Below are 25,244 nucleotides of genomic sequence, written 5' to 3'. Positions count from 1 at the left end.
TCAGTCCTTGTCGGATACATCGTCGGATACTTCTGAAAGTGGATCTTCGAAACTGACCGTACTGGCGATGTCCCGGAGCAGGGCGCGGTAATGCTGGGCACGCTCGACCGCCGTTGTGGCCAGTGAGAGGATCGCGATACGTCGGCCGTCGAGGCACGGAACGTATGCCGTGACCTGGAGCAGTCCGCTCGGGGCGCCGAGTCCCAGCTCTGGCGGCTCGTTGAGACGCGTCTGAACGAGCGAGGCCGGACCGCACGGCAGGTCCAGCGTTTCGATGTGGTCGGCCCCTTGCGCACCGACGGCCGCCCGGCCCGCGAGGACACTGCGGGGAGCCCAGTCGGTGCCGCGCCAGGCAAGCGTGAAAAGAGACAGCAGCGGTCCGCAGTCCCCCTCGTCGTCCGCGTGCAGACCAAGGCAGCAGTGCACGGCGTCGGTTTCCAGAAGCAGTTGGGCGAGTCGGAGCACCGGGCCGCTCCCGGTCATCGGATCCTCCGTCTGTGCCGTATCACGCGCTGCCGCCGCCAGTTCGTTGAGCGGAAGTGACACGAATCCCGGGGGCAACGCGAACCAGACATCGGCGTCCTCGCTCCGGGCGGAGTCGTCGATCACGTAGGCGGCACCGCTCATGACGCTTCACCCGCCCCACGCAACAGGAAGTGCAACGCACCCGCTGTCGCCGGGACGTCGACTCCCACGGTTCGCGGTCCGTCGAGGAGGTTGCTGACCGTCTTGGCCGTGCCGGTGTCCAGGGCATCGACGAGGCTGCTCGCGACGCCGTAGACGGCCGTGCCGGCCCCCAGGATCGTCGCTGGTTTGTCGACCTTTTCGACGATCGGTGCCAGCCGGCCACCGAATACGCGGGGATGAAACAGGAGACTCACAGCTCCCTCTGCCGCCGCGGCCTCTGTCCGGATCGAGACGCTCACCACCTTGATCGAAGTCCCCGCCCTGACCCCGGCCTTGGCGATCTTCTGCCCGAGGGTCAGCACTTCCTCGGCCTCGCTGGCCAATCCGGCCGTGGCGGCCAGCAACTCGGGGGCTTTCATGGCTCCCTTGGCCACCGCCCCCAACCCCGGCAGCATCCCGAGGAAGTCTCCGGCGACTCCCAGCAGGTTGCCCCAGAAGTCGATGTCCAGTTCGCCCTTGGTGAAGCCGTCCTCCAGTGATGCCAGGACTTCCGGGTCACTGACCCGCAGGCCGAAGGCCATTCCGCTGAGCAGGCCCGCCGCCAGGAACAGCATCCAGGGTGCGATGGCCGTGAGGCCCAGCAGGGCGATCACGCCCAGTACGGCGGCGCACGTGCTGAGGATGTCAGGGAGGTTGTCACCGAGCCAATCGGTGAACTTTTCCCACGCGTTCGGTTCGTGCGGCACCAGCTTGTGCGTGGCGTCGGTGATGCGCCGGGCGCGCGTGCGCGCAGTCTCCTCGTGCTCACCAGCGAGGGAGCGGGCGCGCTTCAGTACGTCGTCCAGGTCCCCCTGCGCCGCCGTGACCTGGCTGTTCGCCTTGTGCAGAGCGGAGGCGGCGCCGTCGTGTGCCTTGCCCTCGTCCAGGTGTCCCTGAGCCCGCTGCAACGCCTCGCGGGCGTCCTTGGCCTCGCCGTCGAGCTTCCTCGCGCGTCGCTGGAACTCCTCCAGCTCGGTGCACCAGAGGCCCAGTTGCCTCGCCGCCTTGTCGACGGAGTGCGCGCCGTTCTTCAGGTTGAGCGGCAGCGGGCCGCCCTCCAGCTGTTCCCGGAAGGCGACGGCCGCGTCTCCCTCCCAGTAGCTGCCGTCCATCAACTTCGTGACCTTGGAGCGCGCCTTCTCCATCTCCCTGACGCAGTCGGACAGCTTGCGGTGGATCTCCCGCACCAGGTCGGTGCTGCCGGGCACCGGGTCGTACCCAAGGTGGGGGTAGGGGTCCGCGACCGTCACTTGCCCCCGCCCTTGCTCCGTGCCTTCGCCAGCGCCTTCTCCAGGGCCACGTCCACCTCGTGGAAGTCGTCCTTCGCCTTCTTCGTGATGTCCGTGAGCTCCCCGATCTGCTCGGCGATCTCCTTCGCCCCGTAGTGCCAGTCCTCCTGGAACCGGTCGCACGCCTTGTCCAGGTCGTCGGTGCCGAGCCCGCTCACCCCCGGGTCGTGCAACACCTTCTGCAAGGCGGTGAACGACTGCTGTGCCTTCTTCAAGTCCTTGTAGAAGCGGTCAAGTTCGGTGCCGTCGACCTTCAGCCGGTCAGCCATGTGCATCCCTCGTCAGAGCGGTTCACTGGGAACTCCAGGTGGGGGCTGGAGGTCTCTTGATCCACTCAACGATTGCCACGCGCTCGGGTGACACGTGTCCAGGCCCGGACGGCAGAAAACTGCCGAGCGGACGGCTGTCACCCGCATGGTGGATACGGTCAGTACGAGTAACTGCGGCGGAGCCAGGATGAAAGGGGTGGGGTGTGGGGCGCTGGCGGGACGGGCGTGGGACGTTGCTCGTGCACGGTGTCGGGGGTGAGGTGAAGGCTGTGCCGTTGGAGATCGCTGCCTCGTATCGGGCCCGCACGAGAGGGTTGCTCGGGCGTGATGGGCTTGACGGGGCGATTCTGCTGTCGCCCGCGAGCGGGATCCACACCTTCCGGATGCGGATGGCGATCGATGTCGCCTATCTGGACCGCCGGCTGAACGTCATCGCCGTGCGGACGATGCCGCCGGGCCGTCTCGGCAGGCCACGGCTGCGGTCGCGGCACGTGCTGGAGGCGGAGGCCGGGGCCATGGCCGGGTGGGGGGTGAGGACCGGCGCGCGGGTGACCGTCGAGGTGGAGTAGGGCTTGCCGACCCGCGGTGCAGGAGCGGTCACCGCCGCCTCGGTCCTCCGTCAGCGGGTCAGGTCCATGACCCCGACTCCGAGACCGGCGTAGGCCTCCGGTGCGACCGTCGCCACCAGCGCCCCCTCGGGGAGCATCGGGTTCGGCCGCGCGACATGTGCGGCAGCCGCAACGCCGAAGTCGACGTCGGCTCGACGCAACTCGGCGACCGTCACTGCTGTCGCGTAGTCGTCGTCGACGAAACGGAGGGCGTCCAACAGCACCCCGGCGTGAGCGGCGATCCCCGAACGCCCCCGCTCGGCCTCCAAGCTGGCGGCACTCAGCTCCCCGTCCGCGGGAACGTCACCTCCACCCGGCGGTTCTTCTTCCTTCCCTCCTCCGTCGAGTTGTCCGCGATCGGGTACTGCTCGCCGTAGCCGCGGACGTCGAAGGTGATGTTCGGGTCGTTCAGGTCCTGGTCCAGGACGCCCTGTACGGCGTTGGCGCGCTGGCGGGAGAGAACGTCGCCGTGGGCCGAGGAGCCCAGGTTGTCGGTGAAGCCGAAGACGCGGACCTGGGTCGCGTTCTGCTTCCTGATCTCGTCCGCGATCGCCCCGATCCGCGCCTTCGCCGCCTCGCTCAGCTTCGCGCTGTCCTTGCTGAACAGCACCTCGGCCTGGAGGGCGAACGTCACGTCCGCGTTGGTGTCCGTACGGCGCTCGTCACCGCTCTGGTCCTCCACGACCGACTTGATGTCCAGGACCTTGGGGTCGGCGAGGGTGGCGCCCTCGGGGAGCTTCAGGTCGGGGTCGGTGGGGTCGATCTTCACGGGGGCACTGGCCGAGGGCTCCGTGCCCGGGGGGACGCTCGGGTCGGTGCCGTCCGCGTGGGCGGCCGTCGCGCCGTAGAGATTGGTGACGAGGAGGAGCGTGGCGGCGCCCAGGGTGAGGGGCAGGCGTGGTGTGGTCACTTCCGCCTCACCCGGAGATCTTGATGGTGCCGCTGGCGAAGGTGGGGAGCTGCAGGGTCACTTCGGTGGTGCTCGCGGGTGGGGCCGGGAACTGCATGAAGACGGGGATGGTCTGGCCGGCGTCCACATTCGTGATGCCGGTGCTGGTGAGCGGTCGGCCGTCCGTGTCACGCAGGACGTAGTAGCGCTTCTTGCCCTTGGAGTCCACCAAGGTGGCCCCGCCGAGGGAGAAACCGTGTTTGGTGATCTCCGTTTCGTCACCGCTGACCTGGGCGGGGATGACGACCGAGTTGGTGCCGTCGTTCTTGATGTCACCGTTGACAGTGACGAAGCCACCTGAGTCCCGCTGAGCAGATGTGACCTGAAGGAGCAGGCCGTCTGTTCCCTGGAGTTCGGCCATCGGCGCCTCCGACTGGCCTTCCTGAGCACTCGGGTTCGATCCGCCGCCCTTCGAGACGGAGGCCGAGGCCTGGGGCTTGTCCGACTTGCCGTCGCCTCCACCACCGCAGCCGGTTGCCGCGGCCAGACCGGCCGCGACCAGCAACGCGACCGTCCCCCTGCGAGCCATCGCAGTGAACCGAATGCTCATCGCACCGCTTCCTTCTTCGCTCGTCGATTCGCTTGTCAGTCGGCCAGATGGACGTCGAAGAGGTCCTCGGGGCCCGGGAGATCCGTGAGGTCGCCAGGGTCCAGGGTCCAGTTCCGGTCCTTGCAGGTGAGTTCGGGCAGTATGCCGTCCGCCCCGGACAGCGTGAACGTGCAGAGCGGCTCGATCACGGCGGTGGCGTGGGCCGTCGACCTGATGTTCTCGGTGCCGGGCACGACAGAGTCGCCCACGGTCTTGTTCGTCTGGGCATCGACCTTGTACCTCAGGGGCGGTTCGGATGTGCACTGTGCCGTCGCGTCGTTCTGGGCCGCCAGTTGGGCAGCCCGCCAGCAGGAGTCCGCGACGTCCACTTTGCCGTCGAAGATGTCCTGCCACTTCGTCGGGTCGAGCACGTCCCGTACCCACAGGTCCGCCAGCTCGTCACGCGTGTTCACGGCCGCGGCGAGCGCCGACGCGTCGGCGGCCGTCTGGGCACCGTTCCGGTTCACCGCGGCCTGGCCGACCGCGAAGTACGCGAACGCGAGAAAGAGCAGGCCTCCCACTACCGTGATGTAGATAGGGAAGGCCTGCCCCGAATCGCCGTAACGGCGAACACGCATCACGTGATCTTGTTGATTTCCGCAGTGATCTTGGTGAGGATCGTCTGGCCGATGCTCGTACCCGTGACCGCCAGCACGATAGCCACCACCACCGCGATGATCCCCAGATACTCGACCGCGGTCTGGCCCCGGTCGTCGGCACGGCGCTGCATTGCGACAAGCATCCTCAGCATCAGGTCGCTCATGGTGCTCCCCTCCGGGTTCGGTTCCGATCCTGGCAACGTATGACGGAACATACCCATCGGCGGAGGGTCCCAGGACCCAAATCCGGACCCAGTTCACCCGGTTCATCTCAGGCCACCCCCAGCCACTTGGCCGTCGCCTGGGCGCGGGTGGTGGTGTGGAGCTTGGCGAAGATGCGGTTGATGTGGTTCTTGACCGTCTTCTCGCTGATGAAGCAGACGGCGGCGATCTGCTGGTTGTTCATGCCGGACGCGATGAGGTTCATGATCTCCGCCTCCCTGCTGCTCAGTTGAAACCGGGACTGGGATGACTGTCCCATGGGTGATTGCAGTTGCGAAAGTCCTATGGGGGAAGATTTCCTTGGGAGAGCGTACAGTTCGGGTTTTGTGTGTGCAGTTGCGTTGCCTCTGACGTGGTCCAGCAACGCGTTCGTCGCCGTGGGGGTGAAGTGCGGACGGCCTCGGCCCACGTCCCGTACGGCCTGGGTCAACTGCTGTGTCGTGAACTCGCCGTGGACCAGGTAGCCGCCGGCGCCCAGCCGGACCGCCTCCTGTACGAGGTCCGCCTCGTCGCTGTACGTCAGCATCATGACCGGGGCGACGCGGACCAGGTGGGGCAGTGCCGCCATGCCGTCCACGCCGGGCATGCGGACGTCCAGGAGGATGACGTCGGGGCGATGGCGCAGCGCTGCCTCGCAGGCCGCGCGGCCGTCCTCGGCCTCCGCCACCACGGTGAGGTCGTCCGACGCGGAAAGGACGGTCGTCAGGCCCGCGCGGATCACCGGGTTGTCGTCGGCGACCAGGACGCGCAGGACGCGCGGGGCGCTCGGGGCGCTCGAGGCGCTCGGAGCGCTCGGAGCGCTCGGGGCGCGTGTCTTCTCGGTCATGTCAGCGGCACCTCCACTCGGACCTCCGTGCCCTTGTCGGTGATCAGCTGGATGCGGGCGCCCACCGCCGCCGCCCGTTCCGTCATGCCGAGCAGGCCGAAGTGGCCGGTGCGGCGCAGGTCTTCGAGCGTCGTGTCCGGGGGGAGGCCCCGGCCGTCGTCGTGGATCGTCACCACCAGGTGGGTGGGGGTGGCGGCGGCCCGTACGTCGACCCTCGTCGCCCGCGCGTGGCGGTGCGCGTTCTCCAGGGCCTCCGCCGCGATGCTCAGCAGCTGCCGGACGGTCGGGGGCGGGAGCGGGACCGGGGTGGCGGGGCCGTCGTACCGGGCGGGGAGGGCCGTGCGAGCGGTGAAGCCGGTCGTCAGTGACTCCAGTCGGGACAGTACGTCGGTCTCGGTTCCGCCGCGCAGGTCCGTCAGGAGTTCGCGGGACTCCGCCGCCGCCCTGCGGGCCGCGCTCGCCAGCAGTTCCGCCTGCTGTCTGATCAGGGCCGGGTCCAGGCGGTCCGGGGCCGCGGCCGCCGACTGTGCGAGGCCGTCGGCGACCAGTGCCACGCCGTACAGCGTCTTGGTCACCGAGTCGTGCATCTCACGGGCCAGCCGGGCCCGTTCGGCGCTCGCCGCCTCGGTCGCGGCCAGGCGGGCCCGGGTCTCGGTCAGGGCCTCGGTGGCGGCGCCGAAGCGGAGCATCAGGTTGCGCAGGGTCGAGCCCATCGCGCCGGTGATGACGCAGAGCCCTGGGAGGAGGAGGGATTCGGCCAGCAGTGAGTGGTGCTTCAGCGTCTCCTGCACCACGAGGAGGATCAGCGACTGGAGGGAGGCGAACACGGCCGCTCCGCGCCAGCTGTAGAGGAGACCGGCGAGGAGGGGGGTGCAGACGCTGACGTAGGCGAGGGTGGTGTCGGGGCCCGCCGAGATCAGCAGGAAGGAGCCGAAGAGGGTGTCGGCGGCCAGCAGGGTCGGGTGGCGGAGCAGGAGGGGGCCGAAGCGCTGCCAGTCGCGGAAGAGGACGTACGAGATCATGAACGTGACGACCACCGCCGAGCCGACCAGGCGGGTGCCGAGGCCGGGGGTGGCGTTGAGGAGGGCGGCGGGGGTCGCCACGGCGATCATCGCCAGGCGCAGGCCGAAGACCTGGCGGCACAGCGCCTGGAGGGCCCGGATCTCGACCTTCTCACGCACCTGGCCGACTTGGCCGGCCTCTTCCGCTTCGGCGGCCACTCCGACCTCTCCCGCCGCTCCGGCCTCGCCGACCGCTCCCGCCTCGCCGACCACTCCGGCCTCGTCGACCTCTCCAGCCGCTCCCGAATCGCCGACCACTCCGGCCTTATCGACCACTCCGGCCTCGTCGACCTCTCCAGCCGCTCCCGAATCGCCGACCGCTCCCGACTCGCCGGCCGCTCCGGCCTCCCTCATCGTCACGGTCGTCACCTCCGCCTACTTCCCCGTGACCGACCCGAAGTCGATCCCCGAGCCCAGCAGCAGGCCCGCGGCCAGCAGCAGCATCGTCGCCGGGACCATGAACGTGGTGATCATCAGCGTGGCCTTCGGTACCGCCCGGGCCGCCTTGCGTCGCGCGTTCTGGGCGTCGGTGCGCCGCATGTCCCTGGCCAGCGCGACCAGGGTGTCGACGATCGGCGCGCCGAGTTCCTCGCCCTGCTGCAACGCCGTCACGAACATGGCGACCTGTTCGGAGTCGTTGCGGCGGCGGAGTTCCGCGAAGGCCTGGCGGCGGCTCATGCCCAGGTCCATCTGGCGCAGGGTGATACGGAGTTCGTCGGCCCAGGGGCCCTCGTAGTGGGTGGCCACCCGGTCCAGGGCCTGCCGGAAGCCGAGGCCGGCGCCGACCACCACCGCGAGGACGTCGAGGAAGTCCGGCAGGGTGCGTTCGATGACGTCCTTGCGGATGCGGATCGCCGACCAGATGCCGACCTCCGTCCAGAACGCGCCGAAGAGGAGGAGCAGTACGGCCACCAGCCACTGACCGCGCAGCAGGAAGACCAGGAAGCCGGTGCCGCCCAGGGCGCCGTAGACAGCGCGGCGGGCCGCGTAGCGGTCGATGGTCAGGCCGCCGGGGTTGCCCGCCAGGTCGATCTTCCGGCGGTACCTCGCCACCTGGCGCGGGCCCATCAGGCGCAGCACGGCGGGGGCGTACCGCATGCCCATGCGGTCGATGAGGGAGTTGGCGGCGCCGGTGCGGGTGGCGCCCACCTCCAGGGCGATCGCCAGGTCGGAGGGGAGCTTGGCGTCCGCGCGGTACATGCGGACGCCCGCGAAGACGCCGTAGACGGCGAGGGCCATGAGAAGGGCCAGGAGGAGTGTCATGCGACCTGCCACCTCTCCCTATACGTCGATGCGGCTGAGGCGGCGGATGAGGACGAACCCGATGACGTACAGCCCGAAGGCGATGACCACGGCCGCCTGGCCGAGGCCGGTGCCCGTCATGCGGTCCAGCGTGCCGTCCTTGACGCTGTTCATCAGCAACAGGGCGCCGATGCCGAGCACCGGGACGGCGTACGACGTCATCGTCACCTGGGAGAGCTGGGTGCGGATCTCCCGGCGGGTCTCCTTGCGCTCCTCCAGGGTCTCGGTCAGGTTGCGCAGCGCGGACACCACGTGGCCGCCCGCCCGGTTGGAGAGGACGAGCGTGGTGACGAGGACGACCAGCTCGCGGGAGGGGAGCCGGTCGGCCAGCTCGCCGAGCGCCTCGTCCATGGAGTGGCCGATCGCCAACTGGTCGGCGACCTTGGACAGTTCCTCGCCCGCCGGGGCTTCCAGCTCTTCCGCGGCCATGCCGACGGCGGTGCGCAGGGCGAGGCCCGCGTGGGTGGCGTTGGCCAGGATGCGGGCCAGTTCGGGGAGTTGGCCGATGAACCGCTCGATGCGTCTCTGCCGCTGCCAGTTGAGGAACTGGACGGCGGCGAAGACGCCGAGCAGGCCGGCGATCGGGCCGAAGAAGGGGGCCAGGGCGGCATCGCCGATGAGCCAGAGGGCCGCGACCGTGGCGAGCATGTAGACGAAGAACTCACCGGGTGTGACGTCCAGGCCCGTTGCCGCCAGGCGGAGTTCGAGACGGCGGCCGATCGACGTGCCGCGCAGCCGGCGGTCGAGATTGCGGAACCGGCGGCGGCGGCCGGTGAGCCGGGCCGGGCCGGTGTAGGAGAGGCGGTCCACCAGGGCGGCGCGCTGGGCCCGGCCGGAGGCGTAGGTGTGCAGGCCGACCACGGCCAGGAGACAGGTCAGCAGGGTGACGCCGGTGGTGAGCGTGACGAGATCGTGGAGGGACATGGGCCGCCTACCGGGCTTCTCGGGTGGTGAGCTGGTCGAAGTGCTGGGCCACGCCGAAGGCCTGCGGGATCGGCTGGCTCGCCATGTAGAGGCGGTCGGCGGTGCGGCGCGGGAGCGGGAAGTACTGGAAGGCGCCGTGGACCCGGCCGTCGTGGGTCATGGGCTGGGCTTCGAAGCGGGCCACGGTCGCCAGCCGGTACGGCTCGCTGCCATGGCTGTCGAGCATCGCGATCTCGGTGATCCGGCGGGCGCCGTCGGCGAACCGGGTCAGCTGGACGATCACCTCGACCGCGCTGTTGATCTGGTCGTGCAGGGCGACGAAGGGGACCTCGACGTCCGACATCGAGGCCAGGGTCTGGAGCCGGGTCAGGGCGTCCTCGGCGCTGTTCGCGTGGACGGTGGCGAGCGAGCCGTCGTGGCCCGTGGACATCGCCTGCAGCATGTCGAGGGACTCGCCGCCGCGGACCTCACCGACCACGATCCGGTCGGGCCGCATCCGCAGCGAGTTGCGGACCAGGTCGCGGATGGTCACCTGGCCCTTGCCCTCGACGTTCGCCGGGCGGGACTCCAGGCGGACCACATGGGTCTGCTGGAGCTGGAGTTCGGCGGAGTCCTCGATGGTGATGATGCGTTCGTGGGCCGGGATCAGGCCGGAGAGGGCGTTCAGCAGGGTCGTCTTCCCGGTGCCGGTGGCGCCGGAGACGATGATGTTGAACTTCGCCTGCACCAGGCCGGCCAGCAGGAACACCATGTGCTCGTCGAGCGAGCCGAAGCCGATCAGCTCCTGGAGGGTGAAGGAGCGCGGGAAGCGGCGGATGGTGAGGGTGGGGCCGGTCAGGGAGAGCGGCGGGATGATGACGTTGACGCGTTCGCCGGAGGGGAGGCGGGCGTCGACCATCGGGTTCGACTCGTCGACCCGGCGGTTGACCGTGGAGACGATGCGTTCGATGGTCTGCATCAGCTGGTCCGCCGAGACGAAGCGGAGCGGCAACTGCTCGACCCGGCCGCCGCGTTCGACGAAGATCGCGTCGGGGCCGTTCACCATGATCTCGGTGATCGACGCGTCTTCGAGGAGCGGTTCCAGGATGCCGAGGCCGAGGGCCTCGTCGACGACCCGGCGAATCAGCTGGGAGCGTTCGACGGTCGACAGGACCGGGCCCTCGCGGCTGAGGATGTGGCCGAGGACGCGTTCGAGTCGGGCCCGGCGCTCGGCGGCGGCCAGCGCGCTCATCTCCGCGAGGTCGATCTCCTCCAGGAGTTTGGCCCGGTACGAGGAGACCAGGTGGCCGTCCTCGCCCCGGCTGCCGTTCTCCTCGGGGGAGTTGATGCGTGCCCGCAGGCTCATGTTTGCCGTGCTCCTCGTTCAGTGGTCGACGGGCATCGTGGCGGACTTGGTGGCGTTGCCGAGGTCCCACAGGATCTTCGGGATGTGGACCGTGGCGGTGACGGTGACCGAGTCGCCGCCGCCGGAGGACGCACAGCTCACGTCCATTCCGCTGCTGACCGCGGACGAGCAGGCGGCGCCGACGTCCTCCTCCAGCGAGGCGGCGCGGGCCCCCGCGCGGGCCGCCGTGCCGGCCTGCTCGGCGGCGTAGGCGACGGCGCCGAGCTGGATTCCTGCCAGGCCGACGACGAGGAGGACCGGGAGGAAGCCGAGGTACTCGACGGCGACCTGGCCGCGGTCGCGGTGCTGCCGACGGGAGGGCATCTCAGTTCTTCACCTCCTCGACCGTGCCGGCGTGGCCGTGCACGGTGACGGGGAAGTCGATCGAGCCGGGGAAGAGGACCGGGACGCGCAGGGAGACGTCCGCGGTCACCATGCCGGTGCCGCCGCACTCCACCGTGGCCCCCTCCCGCCAGGCGTCGGAGAGGTCCTCCAGCGCGGCGCGCTCGCAGACGCCGGAGCGTTCCCCCCGGGGGACGGCCGTGCCCGCCCGTACGCCCTCGTCGGCAGCGTTCCCCGCGAGGGTGAAGGCGTACCCCACGAGGACGGCCTGCCACATGAGCACGAGGGTGAGGATGATGACCGGGGTCATGCCGAGGAGCTCTATGGAGACCTGGCCGCGGTCGTGGGCGGGCCGGGCGGGGGCACCGGGTCGTCGGTCGCGTGCGGCCCGGTGGGGGCTGGTCACGCCCGCGCGGCGGTAGCCGCATATCCAATACAGCCCCGCGCCCCTTTGGGGCGCTTTCCTGCGGGGCGTTTCAAGGACGCGTTTCGCTGAGGCGCGCCCAAGGGGCGCGGGGAACTGCGCGCTCAGCCCCCACGCACCGGCACCCGACCGACGACCCGGTGCCCCCGAACCCGACCCACGGCCCCTCATGGAAGTTCCCTCCGCCGCCGGAACCCGACCGCCGCCCGCTCCCCACTCCGCCCACGCCGCGCAGGTGCCGGTCCGCCCTCTGCCGTCCGCACCAGCCCCAACTCCCCCGCCAGTGCCCACAGCGCCTGCTTCACCGTGCTCCGCGAGTCCAGCTCGTGCATCCGTCCCGCGTCCACCGCGCCCTGAAGCTCCTTGAAATTGGCCGGAATCGGCGTCCGCGCCATCGCCGTCCCGGTGATGCGGGCGATCAGCGCCGGCTGGATCTCCGTGCCGCGCGTGTGCCGGTTGACCACCACCGTCGTCTCCTCGGCCTTGCGGATCTGCAGCCGGTCCCACATCCGCACCGTCCGCTTCGCCGCGCGTACGGCGACCACGTCCGGCGTGGTGACCAGCAGGGCCAGGCCGGCGGTCTCGACGGCCGCCGCGCCCGCTCCGCCGAGCTGGGCGCCGCAGTCGACGACCACCACCTCGTAGCGGGAGCGCAGGGCGCTGAGGATCTGGCGGGCGGCGCGGTCGGTGACCTCCTCGCCGCGTTCGCCCTCGGCCGGAGCCAGCAGCAGCGCCAGCCCGGAGTCGTGCCGGAAGACGGCCTCGGCCATCACCCGCGGGGAGATGTCGTTGACCGCGGCGAGGTCGGCGACCGAGCGGCGGAACTGGACGTCCAGGTAGGAGGCGACGTCCCCGGTCTGGAGGTCGAGGTCGACCAGGGCGGTGGAGTGGCCGGATGCCTGCGCGGCGAGGGCGATCTGGACGGCGACGAGGGTCGCGCCGGTCCCGCCCTTCGCGCCGCTGACGGTGACGACGGTGCCGCCGACGCCGGCGAACACGTCGGCGCCGTGGCCGAGATGGCGTCGTACGCCGGTGGACCACTGGGCGACGGCCTGGACCCGGGCGGCCAGCTCCTCGTAGCTCAGCGGGAGGGCCACCAGGCCGCGGGCGCCGGAGTCCATCGCGGCGGCGAACAGGCCGGGGCTGGTGTCGGTGGTGACGAGGACGACGCCCACGGCGGGGAAGCGCAGGGCGACCTCGCGGATCAGTTCGAGGGCGGGGACGGGGCCGATGCGTTCGTGGACGACGACGACCTCGGGGAGTTCGTCGACGGACTCGGCGGCGGCCCGGGCGAGGGTGTCGACGAGCCCGGTGGAGTCGACGACGGGGGCCAGCGGTTCGGCGTCCGGGAGCTGGCTGAGCAGGGAGACCAGGGAGCGGACGGCGTCCGCGTCACCGACGGCGGGGAGGATCCTGATGGGCATGGAAGGCGCCTCTCACTTGTCCGTCGCGAGTTCGTAGGTGCGGTCCTTGTCCGGCACGGTGGTCGTCGTACCGGGGGCGACCAGGGCGAGCCGGACCCGCTGGGCGAAGGACTCCGCGTAGGTGAGGCGCTGGGCGTCGAGCGTGGACAGCGCGAAGGTGATGGGGACGGCGTCGGTGGGCTGCTGGTTCTTGTTGTCCGGTTCCAGCGAGGTGAGTTTGCCTACGTCCAGGACCTGGGCGTTGGTCACGATGATCTTCGACTGGTCGGGGTCGCTCTGCTGCTTGCCCTCGAAGGTGGCGTAGACGTTGACCCGGGAACCTGGGGTGATCTTGCCGGCGACCCCGGTGGCGGCGTCGATCATGATCGCGACCTCCTGCTCGCCCGGCTTCAGCTCGGGCTGGTCGACGATCATGTCGGTCTGGAGCAGCGAGCCCTTCTTCAGCGTGGTGATCGCGATCTTGCCCTGGATCTGGCTGAGGCTGGTGACGGCGTTGGCGGACAGCCACCGCTCGGGCATCGAGATCTTCTTGAACTGGCTCGCGCTCAACGTGGTGTACGGCGTGACATCGGACCGCAGTTCGTACGCGGTGACCTTGGGACCGACCTCGGACTTCGCGTTGTCGATGACCGAGAGCACACCGGCGAACGCGACGAGCGCGCAGATCACCGACAGGATCAGGAGTATCACGCCGCGGCGCTGACGGGAGTTCATGGACCGTGCGACCTCATCGGGGAAGCGGGAGAGTGGGGGAACCGAGCGGTGGTGAGAGGTACGGGTCAGGCGGGCGTCCGCTGTTCCAGCGCGCGGGGCGCGGGCGGGTCGTAGTCGGGCGGGGTGGCGGAGCAGAAGACGCAGCGGTCGCCGATGACGTCGACGCCGCACCAGTGGCAGCTGTTCTGCCGTACCGAGGTGACCAGTTGGTAGAGGACCGACAGGTCGGCGAGGTAGCTGGTGAACTCGATCATCCGGCCGGTGCCCCACCACACGGACGACTCGGCGGGCAGCGGGGTCTCGCGCAGGCCGTGCGCGCCCCAGGCCTTGGCGAGGCCGCCGATCCAGTCCGACTGGAGCTGCCCCTTGGCGACCAGCATCCAGGTGCTGAACTCGGGGCCGTTCAGGACGGCCTCGGGAGCGACCCGGACGAGCTGCGGCTCGGGGTGGGCGACGACCGCGAACTGGGTGCCGGGCATCCAGGACTTGGCGTGCGCCTTGAGGCCGACCGGGACGCGGTCCAGCTTGGCGACGGAGCCGAGGACGGCGCCGGAGTGGATGTAGTGGGTGAGCAGCCGGCCGGCCGACGCGAGCACGCCGGGGCTGAGGTCGCAGGAGGCCAGCTGCCGCAACTGCCGGGCCAGCACGGCGATGCCGAGCGGCGGCAGGTCGGGGCAAAAGAGCGCGATCCGGTCGCTCTCAAGGAGGGAGCGGAGGGTGTGCAGCCGCCGGACGACGGCCTGCGGTACGGCGTCCGAGTACACGACGATCACATGTCCGTGCTGCTCGATGAGGGCCACGAACTCGGCGACGGTCTGGTCGAGCGGACGCTGGTCGAGGTCCCGGAGCACGACCGCGGGCATGGTCCGCTCGTCCTGGATCGGCAGCGCCATGTCGGCACTGGTCACGGCAATGGCAGTTGGCACGCGCAGCTCCCCGCTCTTCACACCCGGCGGCCCACCGGCGTTACTCCAATGAGCCGGGACGACTTCATTGCGTGACTTCCTCAGCACTGTATCCACGCCTCTGTGACCGGAGAACAGCGTTTGTGCAGCTGTCTGGGATCCGTGACCGCACAAGTAGCGTCAAATCAGGACAGGTTGAGCATATGACCGAGGCTTGTTCAGCCCCGGGGAGGCTTCCACCGGCCCTAAATTTGGTCTGGACCTATTGACACGTGAATTGGTCTGGACCAACTTGTTGTCATGCCCAGACTCATCCCCCGGCTCGTGTCCCGGCATGCCGGACAGCGACGCATCCGCACCTGGTCGGCCGTGGCCACTCTCGCCACGGCACTCGCGATGGCGGGCCTGGCCTCCGCACCGGCCTCCGCCGCCGACGTCAACAACGCGAAGAACCCCGGCTTCGAATCGGGCCTGTCCAACTGGACCTGCTCCGCGAGCAGCGGTACGACCGTCTCCTCCCCCGTCCACTCGGGCGCCGCCGCGCTGAAGGCGACCCCGGCCGGGCAGGACTACGCCCAGTGCAGCCAGACGGTGGCGGTGAAGGCCAACTCGGCCTACACGCTGAGCGCGTGGGTGCAGGGCTCCTACACCTACCTCGGTGTGACCGGCACCGGCACCACGGACGTGTCGACCTGGACCCCGAACACGTCCTGGACGCAGCTGTCGACGACCTTCACCACCGGCGCCTCGACCACCTCGGTGACGGTCTGGACCCACGGCTGGTACGGCCAGGCCGCCTACTACGCCGACGACGTCTCGGTCTACGGCCCCGACGGCGGGGGCGGCTCCGACCCGGCCCCGACCGTCCCCGCGACCCCGACGGGCCTCGCGGTCTCCGGTACGACGTCGTCCTCCGCGTCCCTGTCCTGGTCCGCGGTGTCGGGCGCGACCGGCTACAACGTCTACCAGAACGGCACCAAGGTCTCGGCGGTCACCGGCGCGTCGGCGACGATCACCGGGCTCGCGGCCTCGACGTCGTACTCCTTCCAGGTCACCGCGACCAACTCGGCGGGTGAGTCGGCGAAGTCGTCGGCGGTGACGGCGACCACGACCGCGTCCGGCGGCACCGGCGGCGGCACCCTGCCCAAGCACGCGGTGACGGGCTACTGGCAGAACTTCAACAACGGCGCGACCGTCCAGAAGATCTCGGACGTGCCGTCCGCGTACGACATCATCGCCGTCGCCTTCGCGGACGCGACCGGCACACCGGGCGCGGTGAGCTTCACCCTCGACTCCGCCGGGCTCGGCGGGTACACGGTCGACCAGTTCAAGGCCGACATCAAGGCCAAGCAGGCGGCAGGCAAGAAGGTCATCATCTCGATCGGCGGCCAGAACGGCACGATCTCGGTGAGCGACTCGGCGTCCGCGACGAACTTCGCCAACTCCGTGTACGCGCTGATGCAGACGTACGGCTTCGACGGCGTCGACATCGACCTGGAGAACGGCATCAACGCCACCTACATGACCCAGGCGCTGCGCTCGCTGTCGGCGAAGGCCGGCTCGTCGCTGATCATCACGATGGCCCCGCAGACCATCGACATGCAGTCGACGTCCAACGCGTACTTCCAGACGGCCCTGAACATCAAGGACATCCTCACGGTCGTCAACATGCAGTACTACAACAGCGGTTCGATGCTGGGCTGCGACGGAAAGGTGTACAGCCAGGGCTCGGTGGACTTCCTCACCGCGCTGGCCTGCATCCAGCTCCAGGGCGGCCTGAGCCCGTCCCAGGTGGGCCTCGGCCTGCCGGCCTCGACCAGCGCGGCCGGCAGCGGCTACGTCTCGCCGACCGTGGTGAACAACGCCCTGGACTGCCTGACCAAGGCCACCAACTGCGGCTCCTTCAAGCCGTCGACGACGTACCCCGGCCTGCGGGGCGCGATGACCTGGTCGACGAACTGGGACGCTGCGGCCGGGAACGCGTGGTCGTCCTCGGTGGGCGCCCACGTGCACGCACTGCCGTAACGGCAGTGCCGGCGCACGGGTGGTGGACTCCGGCGGCTGGGCAGGCCGCCGGAGTCCGGGCTGCGGGGTGCTATGGCTGTCGCCGACCGCAGCCGTCGCACCCGCAGGTACCGAACTCGAACCACACGGTCTTGCCCGGCCCGTCCTGTTGGCAGCCCCAGCGCCGGGCAAGCGCATCCACCAGGTACATCCCTCGGAATACCTGATCCCGTACCCGCGTATGCGCCGCGACGGGAGTACGCGCGTACGGCATCTCGCTCACGCGTACTGGACGCGGATCTTCGCCCCGTCCCCCGGCGCCCCGTCCCGGACATCGACGTACGCGCACACCTGGCGCGTGAACCACAGCCCCTGTCCCGGCTCCGGCTCCTCGCCGGGCGGCGGCACGAACCCGGCCAGCGGATCCGCCACCGCCCGGTACAACCGCAGCTCGCAGACGCAGGCCGGGGCCTGGCCCCAGGCGAGGATCTCGACCACCGGCCCGTGCGCGGCCGCCGCCACCTCGACGGCCCGGCCGAACCGCCCGGCGTCCACGGCCGGGAGCCCGCGCCCGGCGGCCCAGGCCCGGACCGCCTCCGGCGCGGGCAGCCGGGCCGCCGACTGCGGCGGCGGACGCAGCGGTACGGCGTCCAGCTCGCGCACCAGGACCGACGGCTGTTCGTACACCCCGGAACCCGGGTGGGCGCGGCGGGCCGCGTCGACGACGGCCGGGCCCGCGGTCCGGGTGTCGTACGCGCACAGGGCGGTGGTGGCGAAGGGCGCGAACAACAGGTTGGCGAGGGACTCGTAGCGGATCCACTCGGTGCTCTCCCGCGCCGAACGGCCCGCGCGGCCCGCCCAGTCGGGCTCCATGAGGAGGTGGATCCGGCCGCCGGGCCCGGCGTTCGCGGCGAGGTAACCGGCGCCCTGGGCGACGGCGTTGGCGGCCGTGCCGGTGTACCAGTCGGTGTGGTCGATGAAGCCGACGTCCCGGGCGTCGGAGCCGAGCGCGTCACGCAGAGCGGCCAGCAGGCCTGGGGCGGCGATGGCGACGGGCGGCGGCTCGTCGGGGGCGGCGAGGCCCTCGGCGAGGAAGGGCAGGGCGGCGGCGACGAACGCGTCGTCCGAGCCGAACACGGCCATCCGGTGGTCGAACTGCCCCTGGGCCGCGGCGGTGCGCGCGCCCGTACTGGTACTCATCGGGTCTCCTGTGCGTCAGCGCCGGGCGGTCACCCAGGCGGCGATCTGGCTGCGGTTGCTGAAGCCGAGCTTGCCGAGGACGCGTTCCAGATGGCCCTCGGCGGTGCGGCGGGCGATGACCAGGCGGTCGGCGATCTGCTGGTTGCCCAGCCCTTCGGCGACGAGCTCGGCGACCTCGGTCTCGCGACGGGTGAGCCGGACGGGTGCCGTCCGCGACTCCGCCTGCCCGGACGGCGGTTGCGCCTGCTCGTCGAGGGCGTACGCCACCAGGTCCGCCAGGCCGAACGCCCCGCCCCGGCCGTACGCCCGCTCGTACGCCCCCTGGCCCAGAGCCGCGCGGGCGTGCGTCGCAGCCGCGGCCGGCCGAGTTGAGGGTGGTGGAGCCCCGGCGGTCGCGGAGCCGCTCCACCAGCGTGGCCAGGGGCGGCCGGTCAAAGTGGTCGTGCAGGCCCAGGGCGTCGGCGGCGGCGGGCGCGACGCGTGCCGGATCGGGCAGGCCGGCGAGGGCGACGTAGCGGACGCCGTCGGGGAAGGCGCACTCGACGCGGGCCGCGACATGGGCGGCGAGCCGGGTCCTGCCGGCCCCGCCGGGGCCGGTGAACGTGACGAGGCGCGCCTTTGCCAACGGCTCGCGGCCCGCGGCCTGTTCCTCTCTCCGGTCGACGAAGCCGGTCGTCGCGACCGGCAGATGGCAGCCCCCGCGCGGCGCCGGTCCGCCCATGATCAGCCAGCCCTCCTCTTGGCCGTCCGACCACGGTCTCCCGGCGGACCGGGAGAACGCATCCCGACGTCACGCTGGGGAGTGCACTTCGGCAGGGGTGACTTGCGGGGACAGGTACGCGCGTACACTGCGCGGCCGGTTCGCGCGGCCGGTTTTACCGTCTTGACCTGTCCATGCCATTCCGTGGACGATGAGCGGCACTCGCACAGCAGACCCACAGGTACGCAGCACGTCGCACTGAACCACCCCCACCTCTCCCCCAGGAGACTTCATGCGACTTCGCACCCGCGGCTCCGGTGCCCGCGCCGGCAGACGGACCGCCGCGCTCGGCGCCCTGCTGGCCCTCGCCCTCGCGGCCCCCGCGCCGGTGACGGCGACCCACGCGAGAGCCGACAGCGCCCGCCCGTCCGCCCCCTCGGCCGACGACGTCCGGCAGTACGAGATCCACCAGAGCACCACCCCGGTGACCCGCGCGGCGATCCAGCGGACCGGCGTCTCCGTGGACGAGGCCGACGAGGAGACGGTGGTGGTCTCCGGACGGCCGGCGCAGATCGCCGCGCTGCGGCGCCTCGGCTACGACGTCACACCGCTCGGCGCGGCCCCGGACCGGTCCTCCGCCGCCGACCAGCTGCGCCTGTTCGACTTCCCGACGGCCGACTCGAAGTACCACAACTACGCCGAGACGAACGCCGAGATCGACCAGCGGCTCGCCGCCTACCCCTCGATCATGAGCCGGCAGGTGATCGGCAAGTCCTACCAGGGCCGGGACATCGTCGCGATCAAGGTCAGCGACAACGTGGCGACGGACGAGAACGAACCCGAGGTCCTTCTCACCTTCCACCAGCACGCGCGCGAGCACCTCACGGTGGAGATGGCGCTGTACCTGCTGCGTGAGCTGGGCGCCGGATACGGAACGGACTCCCGGGTCACGAACATCGTCAACAGCCGCGAGATCTGGATCGTCCCCGACCTCAACCCCGACGGCGGCGAGTACGACATCGCCACCGGCTCGTACCGCTCCTGGCGCAAGAACCGGCAGCCCAACTCCGGTTCCTCGTACGTCGGTACGGACCTGAACCGGAACTGGAACTACAAGTGGGGCTGCTGCGGCGGCTCCTCGGGCTCCACGTCCTCCGAGACCTACCGGGGCTCGGCCGCCGAGTCGGCGCCTGAGGTCAAGGTGGTCGCCGACTTCGTGCGCGGGCGGGTCGTCGGCGGCAAGCAGCAGATCAAGGCCGGGATCGACTTCCACACGTACAGCGAGCTGGTGCTGTGGCCGTTCGGCTACACGACGGCCGACACCGCAACCGGGATGACCGCGGACGACGCCGCCGCGTTCAAGGCGGTCGGGCAGAAGATGGCGGCGAGCAACGGCTACACGCCGGAGCAGTCGAGCGACCTGTACATCACCGACGGCTCGATCGACGACTATCTGTGGGGCACCCAGAAGATCTTCGACTACACCTTCGAGATGTATCCGACGTCCAGCTCCGGGGGCGGCTTCTACCCGCCCGACGAGGTGATCGAGCGGGAGACCTCCCGGAACCGGGACGCGGTGTTCCAACTGCTGGAGAACGCGGACTGCATGTACCGGTCGATCGGGAAGGAAGCGCAGTACTGCGGCTAGCCGGTTCGCGGGAGCCCTCCGGCCGTGGGGCAGCCACCAGGGCCGGAGCGGCTCCGATGCGAACGGGACGGACTACTGGGCGTCGAGGCCCTTGCCCTTGGCCTCGGCCTTGTCCTCGGCCTCGGTTTCGTCCGCGGCGGTGTCCTCGGCCTCAACCTCCGACTCCGCCTTCAGGGCGTCTTCTTCCTCTTCCTCGCCGTCGTCGAAGTAGGCGTCGAGGACCGCGTCCAGCTGCTCCTCCCACTCCTTGAAGCGGGAGCGGGACGCCGCCTCGATCTCGATCGGGTACCAGCGGCGTTCCGGGGTGTGGACGGTGATCGTGAAGCGCTTGCCGAAGCGCGGGGTCTCGGTCTCGACCGCGCCGATCTCGTCCCAGCGGAACTCGCACTTCTCCTCGTCGAGGCTGAGGCGCACGCCCTGGTGGTCGGCGACTATCCGGGCGCGACGGTCGGCCGCCTCGAAGACGGGACCCTCGGGGGCCTCCTCCTCGTCCGCGGCACCTTCGGCGTCCTCGGCCACGGTGTCCGCGACCTCGGCCTTCGCCTCGGCCTCGGCAACCGGTTCCGCCACCGCCGCCACGTCCTCGGCCTCCTCCGGCCGGGCGTCCTGCGGCTGGGCGGACGCGGGTGAGGTGAGCCCGGGGATGAAGGCCGGGTCGAATCCGGCGCCCTCCAGGGGCTGGCTGTTGGCTCCTATGCGCTGCTCCACAGCGGGCAGTATGGTCCAAGAACCTGTGCCGGACACAGCCAGCCCCGACTTCGTTATCAGACGCCTACACGAAGACGCCGAGCACACCCGCCACCCCGAACCCCACCACCGACAACACCGACTCCGGCACGGTCCACGTCCTCAGCGTGTCGCGCTCGCTGATGCCGAAGTACTTGGCGACCATCCAGCCGCATCCACCGGCGCCCTCCGGGCGCGGGCACCGTCGTCGACGTGCGAGGCGAAGACGGAGCCCGCCGAGACGAAGACCAAGCCCGCGCACCAGCCACCCACCCCGCACAACCCCCTACACGAACACGCTCAGCACACCCGCCACCCCGAACCCCACCACCGACAACACCGACTCCAGCACGGTCCACGTCCTCAGCGTGTCGCGCTCGCTGATGCCGAAGTACTTGGCGACCATCCAGAATCCACCGTCGTTGACGTGCGAGGCGAAGATGGAGCCGGCCGAGATGGCCATGATGACGAGGGCGACGAAGGCCTGGGAGTGGTGGCCCTCGGTGAGGAGGGGGGCGACGATGCCGGCCGTCGTCACGATCGCCACCGTCGCCGAGCCCTGGGCGACCCGCAGGACCACCGAGATCAGGTACGAGAGGACGATCACCGGGAGGCCCACGCCGTTGAAGGTGTCGGAGAGGGCCTGGGCGACACCGCTCGCCTTCAGGACCGCGCCGAAGATCCCGCCCGCGCCGACCACCAGCAGGATGTTGCCGACCGGCTTGAGGGACGCGGTGGACACGGTCTCCAGGGACTTGCGGGACCAGCCGCGCCGGATGCCGAGCAGGTAGTAGGCGAGGACCAGGGCGATGGTGAGGGCGACCATCGGCGTGCCGAAGAATTCGAGCACCGAGCGGCCGGTGGAGGGGTCAAGGGCGATCGAGGAGAAGGTCGCGGCGAGGATGAGGACGAGGGGCGTGCCGATGATGGCCAGGACGGTGCCGAGCGGTACCGGCTTCTCCTGCGGCTCGACCCCGGCCGCCCGCTGCTCGGCCACCACCGCCTGCCTGGCCTCCTCCGCCGCCTCGACCATGTCCTGCGGTACGGCGACGAAGATCCGCCCGCCGATCCACGCCGAGTACGCCCATGCGGCCAGCACCGCCGGGATGCCGCAGACGACGCCCATGAGGATGACCCAGCCGAGCTGGACGTGCAGCAGCGCGGCGGCGGCCACCGGGCCGGGGTGCGGCGGCAGGAAGGCGTGGGTCATGGAGAGGCCGGCGAGGAGGGGAAGGCAGTAGAGGAGGATCGACCTGCCGCCCCGCTTGGCCGCCGCGTAGACGAGGGGGGCCAGGACGAAGATGCCGACGTCGAAGAAGACGGGGATGCCGAAGATCAGGCCGGTGAGGCCCATGGCGAGCGGTGCCCGCCGCTCCCCGAAGGCGTCGAGGAGCCGGGTGGCCAGCACCTCCGCCCCGCCGCTGACTTCGAGGATCGCGCCGAGCATGGTGCCGAGGCCGATGATGATCGCGACATGGCCGAGGATGCCGCCCATGCCGGACTCGACGGTGGAGACGGCGTCGGAGCGCTGGACCGTGCCGAAGAGTTCGGTGACGGACAGCCCGGCGAGCAGGCCGACGGCTATGGAGACGGCGAGGAGGGCCACGAAGGGCTGGAGCCTCGCCTTGATGATGAGGAAGAGGAGCAGGGCGATGCCGATGGCGGCGACGGTGAGGAGACCGGCGGTGCCGTCGAAGAGGAGGAGCAGTCCGCCGGTGTGGGGTGGGGCGGCGGGGGTGGCGGCGGACGCGGCGAGCGGTAGGGACATGTGGGGGGTCCTCTGCGTAGGAACATGGTCCGTGGGGTTGGGAGGTGTCCCCCCTGAGGGCACAGCCGGGCAGGGGGGATCGCGGCACGGCATCCGAGGGGTGCCGTGCCGTGACTGGTGTGCGGTGTGCGGGAGTTGCGGGCCGTCAGCCGAGGACGGCGAGGGCGTCGATCTCGATGAGGAGACCGGCGGGCAGACCGACGTACACGGTCGTGCGGGCGGCGGGCGGGGCGGTGAGGCCCTGCTCCTCGAAGTAGGCGTTGTAGATGCCGTTCATCTCCGCGAAGTGGTCCACGTCCGTCAGATAGACGCGGATCATCACGGCGTCGTCCCAGGAGGCGCCGCCCTCCTCCAGGATCGCCTTGACGTTGGCGAGGGTCTGGAGGGTCTGCTCGCGCAGGGTGGGGCCGGCCGGGGTCGGGGGCCTGCCCTCCTCGGCGGGCAGGAAGCCGACCTGGCCGGCGACCTGGAGGATGTTGCCCTTGCGGATGCCGTGCGAGAACCTGGCGGGCGGGGTGGTGTGGGTCGTGGGGGTGAGCGCGGTCTTCTCGGTCATCGGTTGCCGGCTTCCTTGATCGGTGTTCTGCCTGAGTACTCGCCGCTGATCGCGTCCGCCGTACGGCGCACCTGCGGGAGCAGGGTGAGGAGTTCGTCGGCGGTGACGACGACGTTGGGCGCGGAGACCGACATCGCGGCGACGACGCGCCCGTCGGCACCGCGGATCGGTGCGGCCACGCAGTTGATGGACTCCTCGTGGCCGCCGAGGTCGGTGGCCCAGCCCTGTTCGCGCACCTTGGCCAGTTCCCTGCGGAACGCCTCCGCGTTCGGCGTCGAACGGGCCGTGTACATGGGGTAGTCGAGCTTGTCGGCGAGGGCCCGCCGCTCGGGCTCGGGCAGATCGGCGAGGAGCAGCTTGGCGACGGCGGCGACGGTGATCGCGACGGGCTTGCCGATCCGCGAGTACATGCGCACCGGGTAGCGGCTCTCGACCTTGTCGATGTAGAGGACCTCGCCCTCCTCGAACACGGCGAGGTGCACGGTGTGGCCGCAGGCCGCGTTGAGGCGGGCCAGGTGGGGGTGGGCGATCTCGCGGACGTCGAGGTTCTCCATCGCCTCCTGGGCGAGGGCGAAGAGGCGGGCGCCGAGGCGGTAGCGCTGGTCGGACTGGCGGTAGACGAGCCCGTGTTCGTGGAGAGTGCGCAGCAGCCGCAGTGCGGTCGACTTGTGCACGCCGAGGCGGTCGGCGACCTGGCCGAGGTCGGCGGGGCCCTCGGCGAGCAGGGGCAGGATGCTGAGCGCTCGGTCGACGGTCTGGCTCATGGGGTGCGTACCTCCTCTTCGGCCGCGTCGGCTTGCGTCCAGCCGGGGCCGAGTCGAAGTCTCTCCCACCCGGTGGAGTCGAGGGCGCCCAGCCGGTCCGTGGTGTCGCGGTCGGGAGGCGGTGCGAGGTCGGCGGGGGTGGTGAGGGCGGCGGCGGCGAAGAGGTGTCCGAGCCGCAGCCTCTGCCGTACGGGCAGTCCGCGCAGGGTGCCGGAGAGGAAGCCGGCGGCGAAGGCGTCCCCCGCGCCGACGGTCGCCACGACGTCCACGGCGAGGGCGGGTTCGAAGGTGCCGGGGACGGGGGCCGGGGGCGGGGTTTCACTCACCCGCGCTCGCGGGGTGCCTCCCCCGCAGCTGAGTGAGTCCGCCGCGCCGGAGGAGTCCGCGGCGCGGGAGGAGTCCGCCGCGGCTGTGTGAGACACGGCTGAGGAGCGCCCCGTAAGGGGCGCGGGGAACTGCGCGCCCAGCCCCCACGCACCCGCGGCCGAGGAACCGTCCGCGCCGCCCCGCTGAAACGCCGTCGCCCCCTTCGCGCCGTCCTTCACCACCAGCACCTCCGGCTCGGGCAGCAGCTCCCGAACGGCCGTCGGTCCGCCCGCCACCCCCCACGCCAGCTCCGCCTCGTCCTCCCCCACAAAAACGATGTCGGCCCGGCGCGCCAGCTCCAGCAGCACCTCCGCGCCCCCGGAGCCGGTCCACAGCCCCGGACGGTAGTTGACGTCGAACGACACCAGCGGCGGCCGTACCCCGGCGGGAGCCGTCAGCTCGCGCAGCAGCCCGAGACAGCCCTCCGACAGCGCAGCGGTGATCCCCGACAGGTGCAGGATCCGGCCCGCGCGCGCCGCCGCCAGGTCCACCGTCGCCGCCGACATCGCGGACGCCGCCGATCCCGCCCGGTAGTAGGCGACCTCGTGGGCGTCGGTCGCCCGGTCCCCCGCCGTACGGAAGTAGACCCCCGTCCGCCGCACCGGATCCCGGCCCACGCACGAGACGTCCACGCCGTACGAGGCCACGCTCTCCACCAGATGGTCGCCGAACCCGTCCGCCCCGACCCGGCTGACCCACCGCACGGTGTGCCCGGCGGCGGCCAGCGCACACGCGACGTTGGACTCCGCGCCGCCGATCGCGCGGTCGAAGGACGGTACGTCCGCGAGCCGCCCCGGCCGGGTGGGCAGGAACGTCACCATGGACTCGCCGAGCGCGACGACGTCCACCACATCCTTGGCGTCAACGGCGTCCGTGGCGTTCACGATGGTGGTGGCTCCTCGTCGTCCCGGGTCGCTGCGGGCTCCATTGACCCGGCGTTGGCGTGGATGTTAGACAGCGGTAAGCGATATACGCAATGGACGTTGCACACAATGCAACCCACCTGATCAGGGAG

The 25,244-nt window shown here is 70.7% G+C and carries 28 protein-coding genes and 2 pseudogenes; 3 read left to right on the top strand and 27 right to left on the bottom strand.

Annotated elements, in window-relative coordinates; translation table 11 throughout:
* Genes OHB00_RS32675 through OHB00_RS32665 form a run of 3 tightly spaced genes read right to left on the bottom strand, consistent with a single transcriptional unit; the run spans window position 1 to window position 2,224 of the window.
* The gene (locus OHB00_RS32675; protein ID WP_406440073.1) at window positions 1–627 is read right to left on the bottom strand and encodes a hypothetical protein; all 627 of its coding nucleotides are present in this window, start codon (window positions 625–627) and stop codon (window positions 1–3) included.
* Window positions 624–1,916 carry a putative T7SS-secreted protein gene (locus OHB00_RS32670; RefSeq protein ID WP_406440071.1) on the bottom strand — a complete coding sequence of 431 codons (1,293 nt, stop codon included), beginning with the start codon at window positions 1,914–1,916 and terminating at the stop codon, window positions 624–626. The genes OHB00_RS32675 and OHB00_RS32670 overlap by 4 nt, the downstream gene beginning before the upstream one ends.
* Window positions 1,913–2,224 (bottom strand): hypothetical protein, encoded by a 312-nt coding sequence (locus OHB00_RS32665; protein ID WP_406440069.1) that lies wholly within the window; start codon window positions 2,222–2,224, stop codon window positions 1,913–1,915. Before OHB00_RS32665 ends, OHB00_RS32670 begins: the two co-directional genes overlap by 4 nt.
* Before the next feature lie 203 nt (window positions 2,225–2,427).
* Between OHB00_RS32665 and OHB00_RS32660 the strand changes: the two genes are divergently transcribed.
* The gene (locus OHB00_RS32660; protein WP_406440067.1) at window positions 2,428–2,793 is read left to right on the top strand and encodes a DUF192 domain-containing protein; all 366 of its coding nucleotides are present in this window, start codon (window positions 2,428–2,430) and stop codon (window positions 2,791–2,793) included.
* Between the two features lie 50 nt (window positions 2,794–2,843).
* Here OHB00_RS32660 and OHB00_RS32655 read toward each other — a convergent pair whose 3' ends face one another.
* From OHB00_RS32655 to OHB00_RS32585, 15 genes are all read right to left on the bottom strand, one after another.
* On the bottom strand, window positions 2,844–3,101 hold the full coding sequence (locus OHB00_RS32655; RefSeq protein WP_406440065.1) for a hypothetical protein: 258 nt from the start codon (window positions 3,099–3,101) through the stop codon (window positions 2,844–2,846).
* A gap of 11 nt (window positions 3,102–3,112) precedes the next feature.
* Window positions 3,113–3,742 (bottom strand): OmpA family protein, encoded by a 630-nt coding sequence (locus OHB00_RS32650; RefSeq protein ID WP_406440063.1) that lies wholly within the window; start codon window positions 3,740–3,742, stop codon window positions 3,113–3,115.
* 7 nt (window positions 3,743–3,749) lie between these two features.
* The gene (locus OHB00_RS32645; protein WP_406440062.1) at window positions 3,750–4,331 is read right to left on the bottom strand and encodes a hypothetical protein; all 582 of its coding nucleotides are present in this window, start codon (window positions 4,329–4,331) and stop codon (window positions 3,750–3,752) included.
* Between the two features lie 35 nt (window positions 4,332–4,366).
* Window positions 4,367–4,948 (bottom strand): pilus assembly protein TadG-related protein, encoded by a 582-nt coding sequence (locus OHB00_RS32640; RefSeq protein WP_406440060.1) that lies wholly within the window; start codon window positions 4,946–4,948, stop codon window positions 4,367–4,369.
* Complete coding sequence (locus OHB00_RS32635) at window positions 4,948–5,133, bottom strand: hypothetical protein (protein ID WP_217551317.1); 186 nt, start codon at window positions 5,131–5,133, stop codon at window positions 4,948–4,950. Before OHB00_RS32635 ends, OHB00_RS32640 begins: the two co-directional genes overlap by 1 nt.
* A gap of 107 nt (window positions 5,134–5,240) precedes the next feature.
* A complete protein-coding gene (locus tag OHB00_RS32630) occupies window positions 5,241–6,017 on the bottom strand; it encodes a response regulator (protein WP_406440058.1) in 777 nt (258 codons plus the stop codon).
* A complete protein-coding gene (locus tag OHB00_RS32625; RefSeq protein WP_406446092.1) occupies window positions 6,014–7,432 on the bottom strand; it encodes a sensor histidine kinase in 1,419 nt (472 codons plus the stop codon). The genes OHB00_RS32630 and OHB00_RS32625 overlap by 4 nt, the downstream gene beginning before the upstream one ends.
* Window positions 7,433–7,453: 21 nt before the next feature.
* Window positions 7,454–8,341, bottom strand: a complete 888-nt coding sequence (locus OHB00_RS32620; RefSeq protein ID WP_406440057.1) for a DUF5936 domain-containing protein — start codon at window positions 8,339–8,341, stop codon at window positions 7,454–7,456.
* Between the two features lie 18 nt (window positions 8,342–8,359).
* Window positions 8,360–9,304 carry a type II secretion system F family protein gene (locus tag OHB00_RS32615; protein WP_406440055.1) on the bottom strand — a complete coding sequence of 315 codons (945 nt, stop codon included), beginning with the start codon at window positions 9,302–9,304 and terminating at the stop codon, window positions 8,360–8,362.
* A gap of 7 nt (window positions 9,305–9,311) precedes the next feature.
* The gene (locus OHB00_RS32610) at window positions 9,312–10,649 is read right to left on the bottom strand and encodes a CpaF family protein (RefSeq protein WP_406440053.1); all 1,338 of its coding nucleotides are present in this window, start codon (window positions 10,647–10,649) and stop codon (window positions 9,312–9,314) included.
* A gap of 18 nt (window positions 10,650–10,667) precedes the next feature.
* Complete coding sequence (locus OHB00_RS32605) at window positions 10,668–11,012, bottom strand: TadE/TadG family type IV pilus assembly protein (protein WP_406440051.1); 345 nt, start codon at window positions 11,010–11,012, stop codon at window positions 10,668–10,670.
* A gap of 1 nt (window position 11,013) precedes the next feature.
* Window positions 11,014–11,340, bottom strand: a complete 327-nt coding sequence (locus OHB00_RS32600; protein ID WP_406446090.1) for a pilus assembly protein — start codon at window positions 11,338–11,340, stop codon at window positions 11,014–11,016.
* Window positions 11,341–11,621: 281 nt separating this feature from the next.
* Window positions 11,622–12,878, bottom strand: coding sequence for a CpaE family protein (locus tag OHB00_RS32595; protein WP_406440049.1), 1,257 nt, complete (start codon window positions 12,876–12,878; stop codon window positions 11,622–11,624).
* A gap of 12 nt (window positions 12,879–12,890) precedes the next feature.
* On the bottom strand, window positions 12,891–13,592 hold the full coding sequence (gene cpaB / locus OHB00_RS32590; protein ID WP_406440047.1) for a Flp pilus assembly protein CpaB: 702 nt from the start codon (window positions 13,590–13,592) through the stop codon (window positions 12,891–12,893).
* A gap of 65 nt (window positions 13,593–13,657) precedes the next feature.
* Complete coding sequence (locus tag OHB00_RS32585; protein ID WP_406446088.1) at window positions 13,658–14,485, bottom strand: hypothetical protein; 828 nt, start codon at window positions 14,483–14,485, stop codon at window positions 13,658–13,660.
* Between the two features lie 312 nt (window positions 14,486–14,797).
* Here OHB00_RS32585 and OHB00_RS32580 point away from each other — a divergent pair, with 312 nt between their 5' ends.
* Window positions 14,798–16,522: a chitinase gene (locus OHB00_RS32580; protein ID WP_406440045.1), complete on the top strand. Its 1,725-nt coding sequence runs from the start codon at window positions 14,798–14,800 to the stop codon at window positions 16,520–16,522.
* A 70-nt stretch (window positions 16,523–16,592) separates the two neighbouring features.
* On the opposite strand, the pseudogene OHB00_RS32575 reads toward OHB00_RS32580, so the two are convergent.
* The 3 genes and pseudogenes from OHB00_RS32575 to OHB00_RS32565 all read right to left on the bottom strand — a co-directional run.
* Window positions 16,593–16,718: pseudogene (locus OHB00_RS32575) on the bottom strand (ATP-binding protein); the annotation flags it as partial.
* A gap of 62 nt (window positions 16,719–16,780) precedes the next feature.
* A complete protein-coding gene (locus tag OHB00_RS32570) occupies window positions 16,781–17,701 on the bottom strand; it encodes an anti-sigma factor RsbA family regulatory protein (protein ID WP_406440043.1) in 921 nt (306 codons plus the stop codon).
* 15 nt (window positions 17,702–17,716) lie between these two features.
* Window positions 17,717–18,136 (bottom strand): LuxR C-terminal-related transcriptional regulator, encoded by a 420-nt coding sequence (locus tag OHB00_RS32565; RefSeq protein ID WP_406440041.1) that lies wholly within the window; start codon window positions 18,134–18,136, stop codon window positions 17,717–17,719.
* 557 nt (window positions 18,137–18,693) lie between these two features.
* Here OHB00_RS32565 and OHB00_RS32560 point away from each other — a divergent pair.
* Window positions 18,694–20,049: a M14 family metallopeptidase gene (locus tag OHB00_RS32560; RefSeq protein ID WP_406440040.1), complete on the top strand. Its 1,356-nt coding sequence runs from the start codon at window positions 18,694–18,696 to the stop codon at window positions 20,047–20,049.
* 72 nt (window positions 20,050–20,121) lie between these two features.
* On the opposite strand, the gene OHB00_RS32555 is transcribed toward OHB00_RS32560, so the two are convergent.
* The 6 genes and pseudogenes from OHB00_RS32555 to OHB00_RS32530 all read right to left on the bottom strand — a co-directional run bounded on the left by OHB00_RS32555 (window position 20,122) and on the right by OHB00_RS32530 (window position 25,113).
* Entirely contained in the window at window positions 20,122–20,757 is a 636-nt protein-coding gene (locus tag OHB00_RS32555) for a hypothetical protein (protein ID WP_406440038.1), read from the bottom strand.
* Window positions 20,758–20,821: 64 nt separating this feature from the next.
* Window positions 20,822–21,027, bottom strand: a pseudogene (locus OHB00_RS32550) (hypothetical protein); the annotation flags it as partial.
* Between the two features lie 34 nt (window positions 21,028–21,061).
* Window positions 21,062–22,543 (bottom strand): GntP family permease, encoded by a 1,482-nt coding sequence (locus OHB00_RS32545; RefSeq protein ID WP_406440036.1) that lies wholly within the window; start codon window positions 22,541–22,543, stop codon window positions 21,062–21,064.
* Between the two features lie 145 nt (window positions 22,544–22,688).
* On the bottom strand, window positions 22,689–23,099 hold the full coding sequence (locus tag OHB00_RS32540) for a RidA family protein (RefSeq protein WP_406440035.1): 411 nt from the start codon (window positions 23,097–23,099) through the stop codon (window positions 22,689–22,691).
* Window positions 23,096–23,863: an IclR family transcriptional regulator gene (locus OHB00_RS32535; protein ID WP_217551285.1), complete on the bottom strand. Its 768-nt coding sequence runs from the start codon at window positions 23,861–23,863 to the stop codon at window positions 23,096–23,098. The genes OHB00_RS32540 and OHB00_RS32535 overlap by 4 nt, the downstream gene beginning before the upstream one ends.
* Window positions 23,860–25,113: a sugar kinase gene (locus OHB00_RS32530; RefSeq protein ID WP_406440033.1), complete on the bottom strand. Its 1,254-nt coding sequence runs from the start codon at window positions 25,111–25,113 to the stop codon at window positions 23,860–23,862. The genes OHB00_RS32535 and OHB00_RS32530 overlap by 4 nt, the downstream gene beginning before the upstream one ends.
* Window positions 25,114–25,244 lie beyond the last annotated feature (131 nt).

The sequence above is a fragment of the Streptomyces sp. NBC_00631 genome (assembly GCF_045206895.1).
GTDB lineage: Bacteria > Actinomycetota > Actinomycetes > Streptomycetales > Streptomycetaceae > Streptomyces.
This window is presented reverse-complemented; position numbering and strand designations above follow the sequence as displayed.

Excerpts from the sequence above, each read along its gene's own strand:
- OHB00_RS32595 (WP_406440049.1), bottom strand. The coding sequence starts at position 12,878 with ATGCCCATCAGGATCCTCCCCGCCGTCGGTGACGCGGACGCCGTCCGC.
- OHB00_RS32580 (WP_406440045.1), top strand. The coding sequence starts at position 14,798 with ATGCCCAGACTCATCCCCCGGCTCGTGTCCCGGCATGCCGGACAGCGA.
- OHB00_RS32615 (WP_406440055.1), bottom strand. The coding sequence starts at position 9,304 with ATGTCCCTCCACGATCTCGTCACGCTCACCACCGGCGTCACCCTGCTG.
- OHB00_RS32545 (WP_406440036.1), bottom strand. The coding sequence starts at position 22,543 with ATGTCCCTACCGCTCGCCGCGTCCGCCGCCACCCCCGCCGCCCCACCC.
- OHB00_RS32610 (WP_406440053.1), bottom strand. The coding sequence starts at position 10,649 with ATGAGCCTGCGGGCACGCATCAACTCCCCCGAGGAGAACGGCAGCCGG.
- OHB00_RS32635 (WP_217551317.1), bottom strand. The coding sequence starts at position 5,133 with ATGAGCGACCTGATGCTGAGGATGCTTGTCGCAATGCAGCGCCGTGCC.
- OHB00_RS32625 (WP_406446092.1), bottom strand. The coding sequence starts at position 7,432 with ATGAGGGAGGCCGGAGCGGCCGGCGAGTCGGGAGCGGTCGGCGATTCG.
- OHB00_RS32640 (WP_406440060.1), bottom strand. The coding sequence starts at position 4,948 with ATGCGTGTTCGCCGTTACGGCGATTCGGGGCAGGCCTTCCCTATCTAC.
- OHB00_RS32665 (WP_406440069.1), bottom strand. The coding sequence starts at position 2,224 with ATGGCTGACCGGCTGAAGGTCGACGGCACCGAACTTGACCGCTTCTAC.
- OHB00_RS32620 (WP_406440057.1), bottom strand. The coding sequence starts at position 8,341 with ATGACACTCCTCCTGGCCCTTCTCATGGCCCTCGCCGTCTACGGCGTC.
- OHB00_RS32570 (WP_406440043.1), bottom strand. The coding sequence starts at position 17,701 with ATGAGTACCAGTACGGGCGCGCGCACCGCCGCGGCCCAGGGGCAGTTC.
- OHB00_RS32600 (WP_406446090.1), bottom strand. The coding sequence starts at position 11,340 with ATGACCCCGGTCATCATCCTCACCCTCGTGCTCATGTGGCAGGCCGTC.
- OHB00_RS32605 (WP_406440051.1), bottom strand. The coding sequence starts at position 11,012 with ATGCCCTCCCGTCGGCAGCACCGCGACCGCGGCCAGGTCGCCGTCGAG.
- OHB00_RS32675 (WP_406440073.1), bottom strand. The coding sequence starts at position 627 with ATGAGCGGTGCCGCCTACGTGATCGACGACTCCGCCCGGAGCGAGGAC.
- OHB00_RS32540 (WP_406440035.1), bottom strand. The coding sequence starts at position 23,099 with ATGACCGAGAAGACCGCGCTCACCCCCACGACCCACACCACCCCGCCC.
- OHB00_RS32535 (WP_217551285.1), bottom strand. The coding sequence starts at position 23,863 with ATGAGCCAGACCGTCGACCGAGCGCTCAGCATCCTGCCCCTGCTCGCC.
- OHB00_RS32630 (WP_406440058.1), bottom strand. The coding sequence starts at position 6,017 with ATGACCGAGAAGACACGCGCCCCGAGCGCTCCGAGCGCTCCGAGCGCC.
- OHB00_RS32585 (WP_406446088.1), bottom strand. The coding sequence starts at position 14,485 with ATGGCGCTGCCGATCCAGGACGAGCGGACCATGCCCGCGGTCGTGCTC.
- OHB00_RS32645 (WP_406440062.1), bottom strand. The coding sequence starts at position 4,331 with ATGAGCATTCGGTTCACTGCGATGGCTCGCAGGGGGACGGTCGCGTTG.
- cpaB (WP_406440047.1), bottom strand. The coding sequence starts at position 13,592 with ATGAACTCCCGTCAGCGCCGCGGCGTGATACTCCTGATCCTGTCGGTG.
- OHB00_RS32560 (WP_406440040.1), top strand. The coding sequence starts at position 18,694 with ATGCGACTTCGCACCCGCGGCTCCGGTGCCCGCGCCGGCAGACGGACC.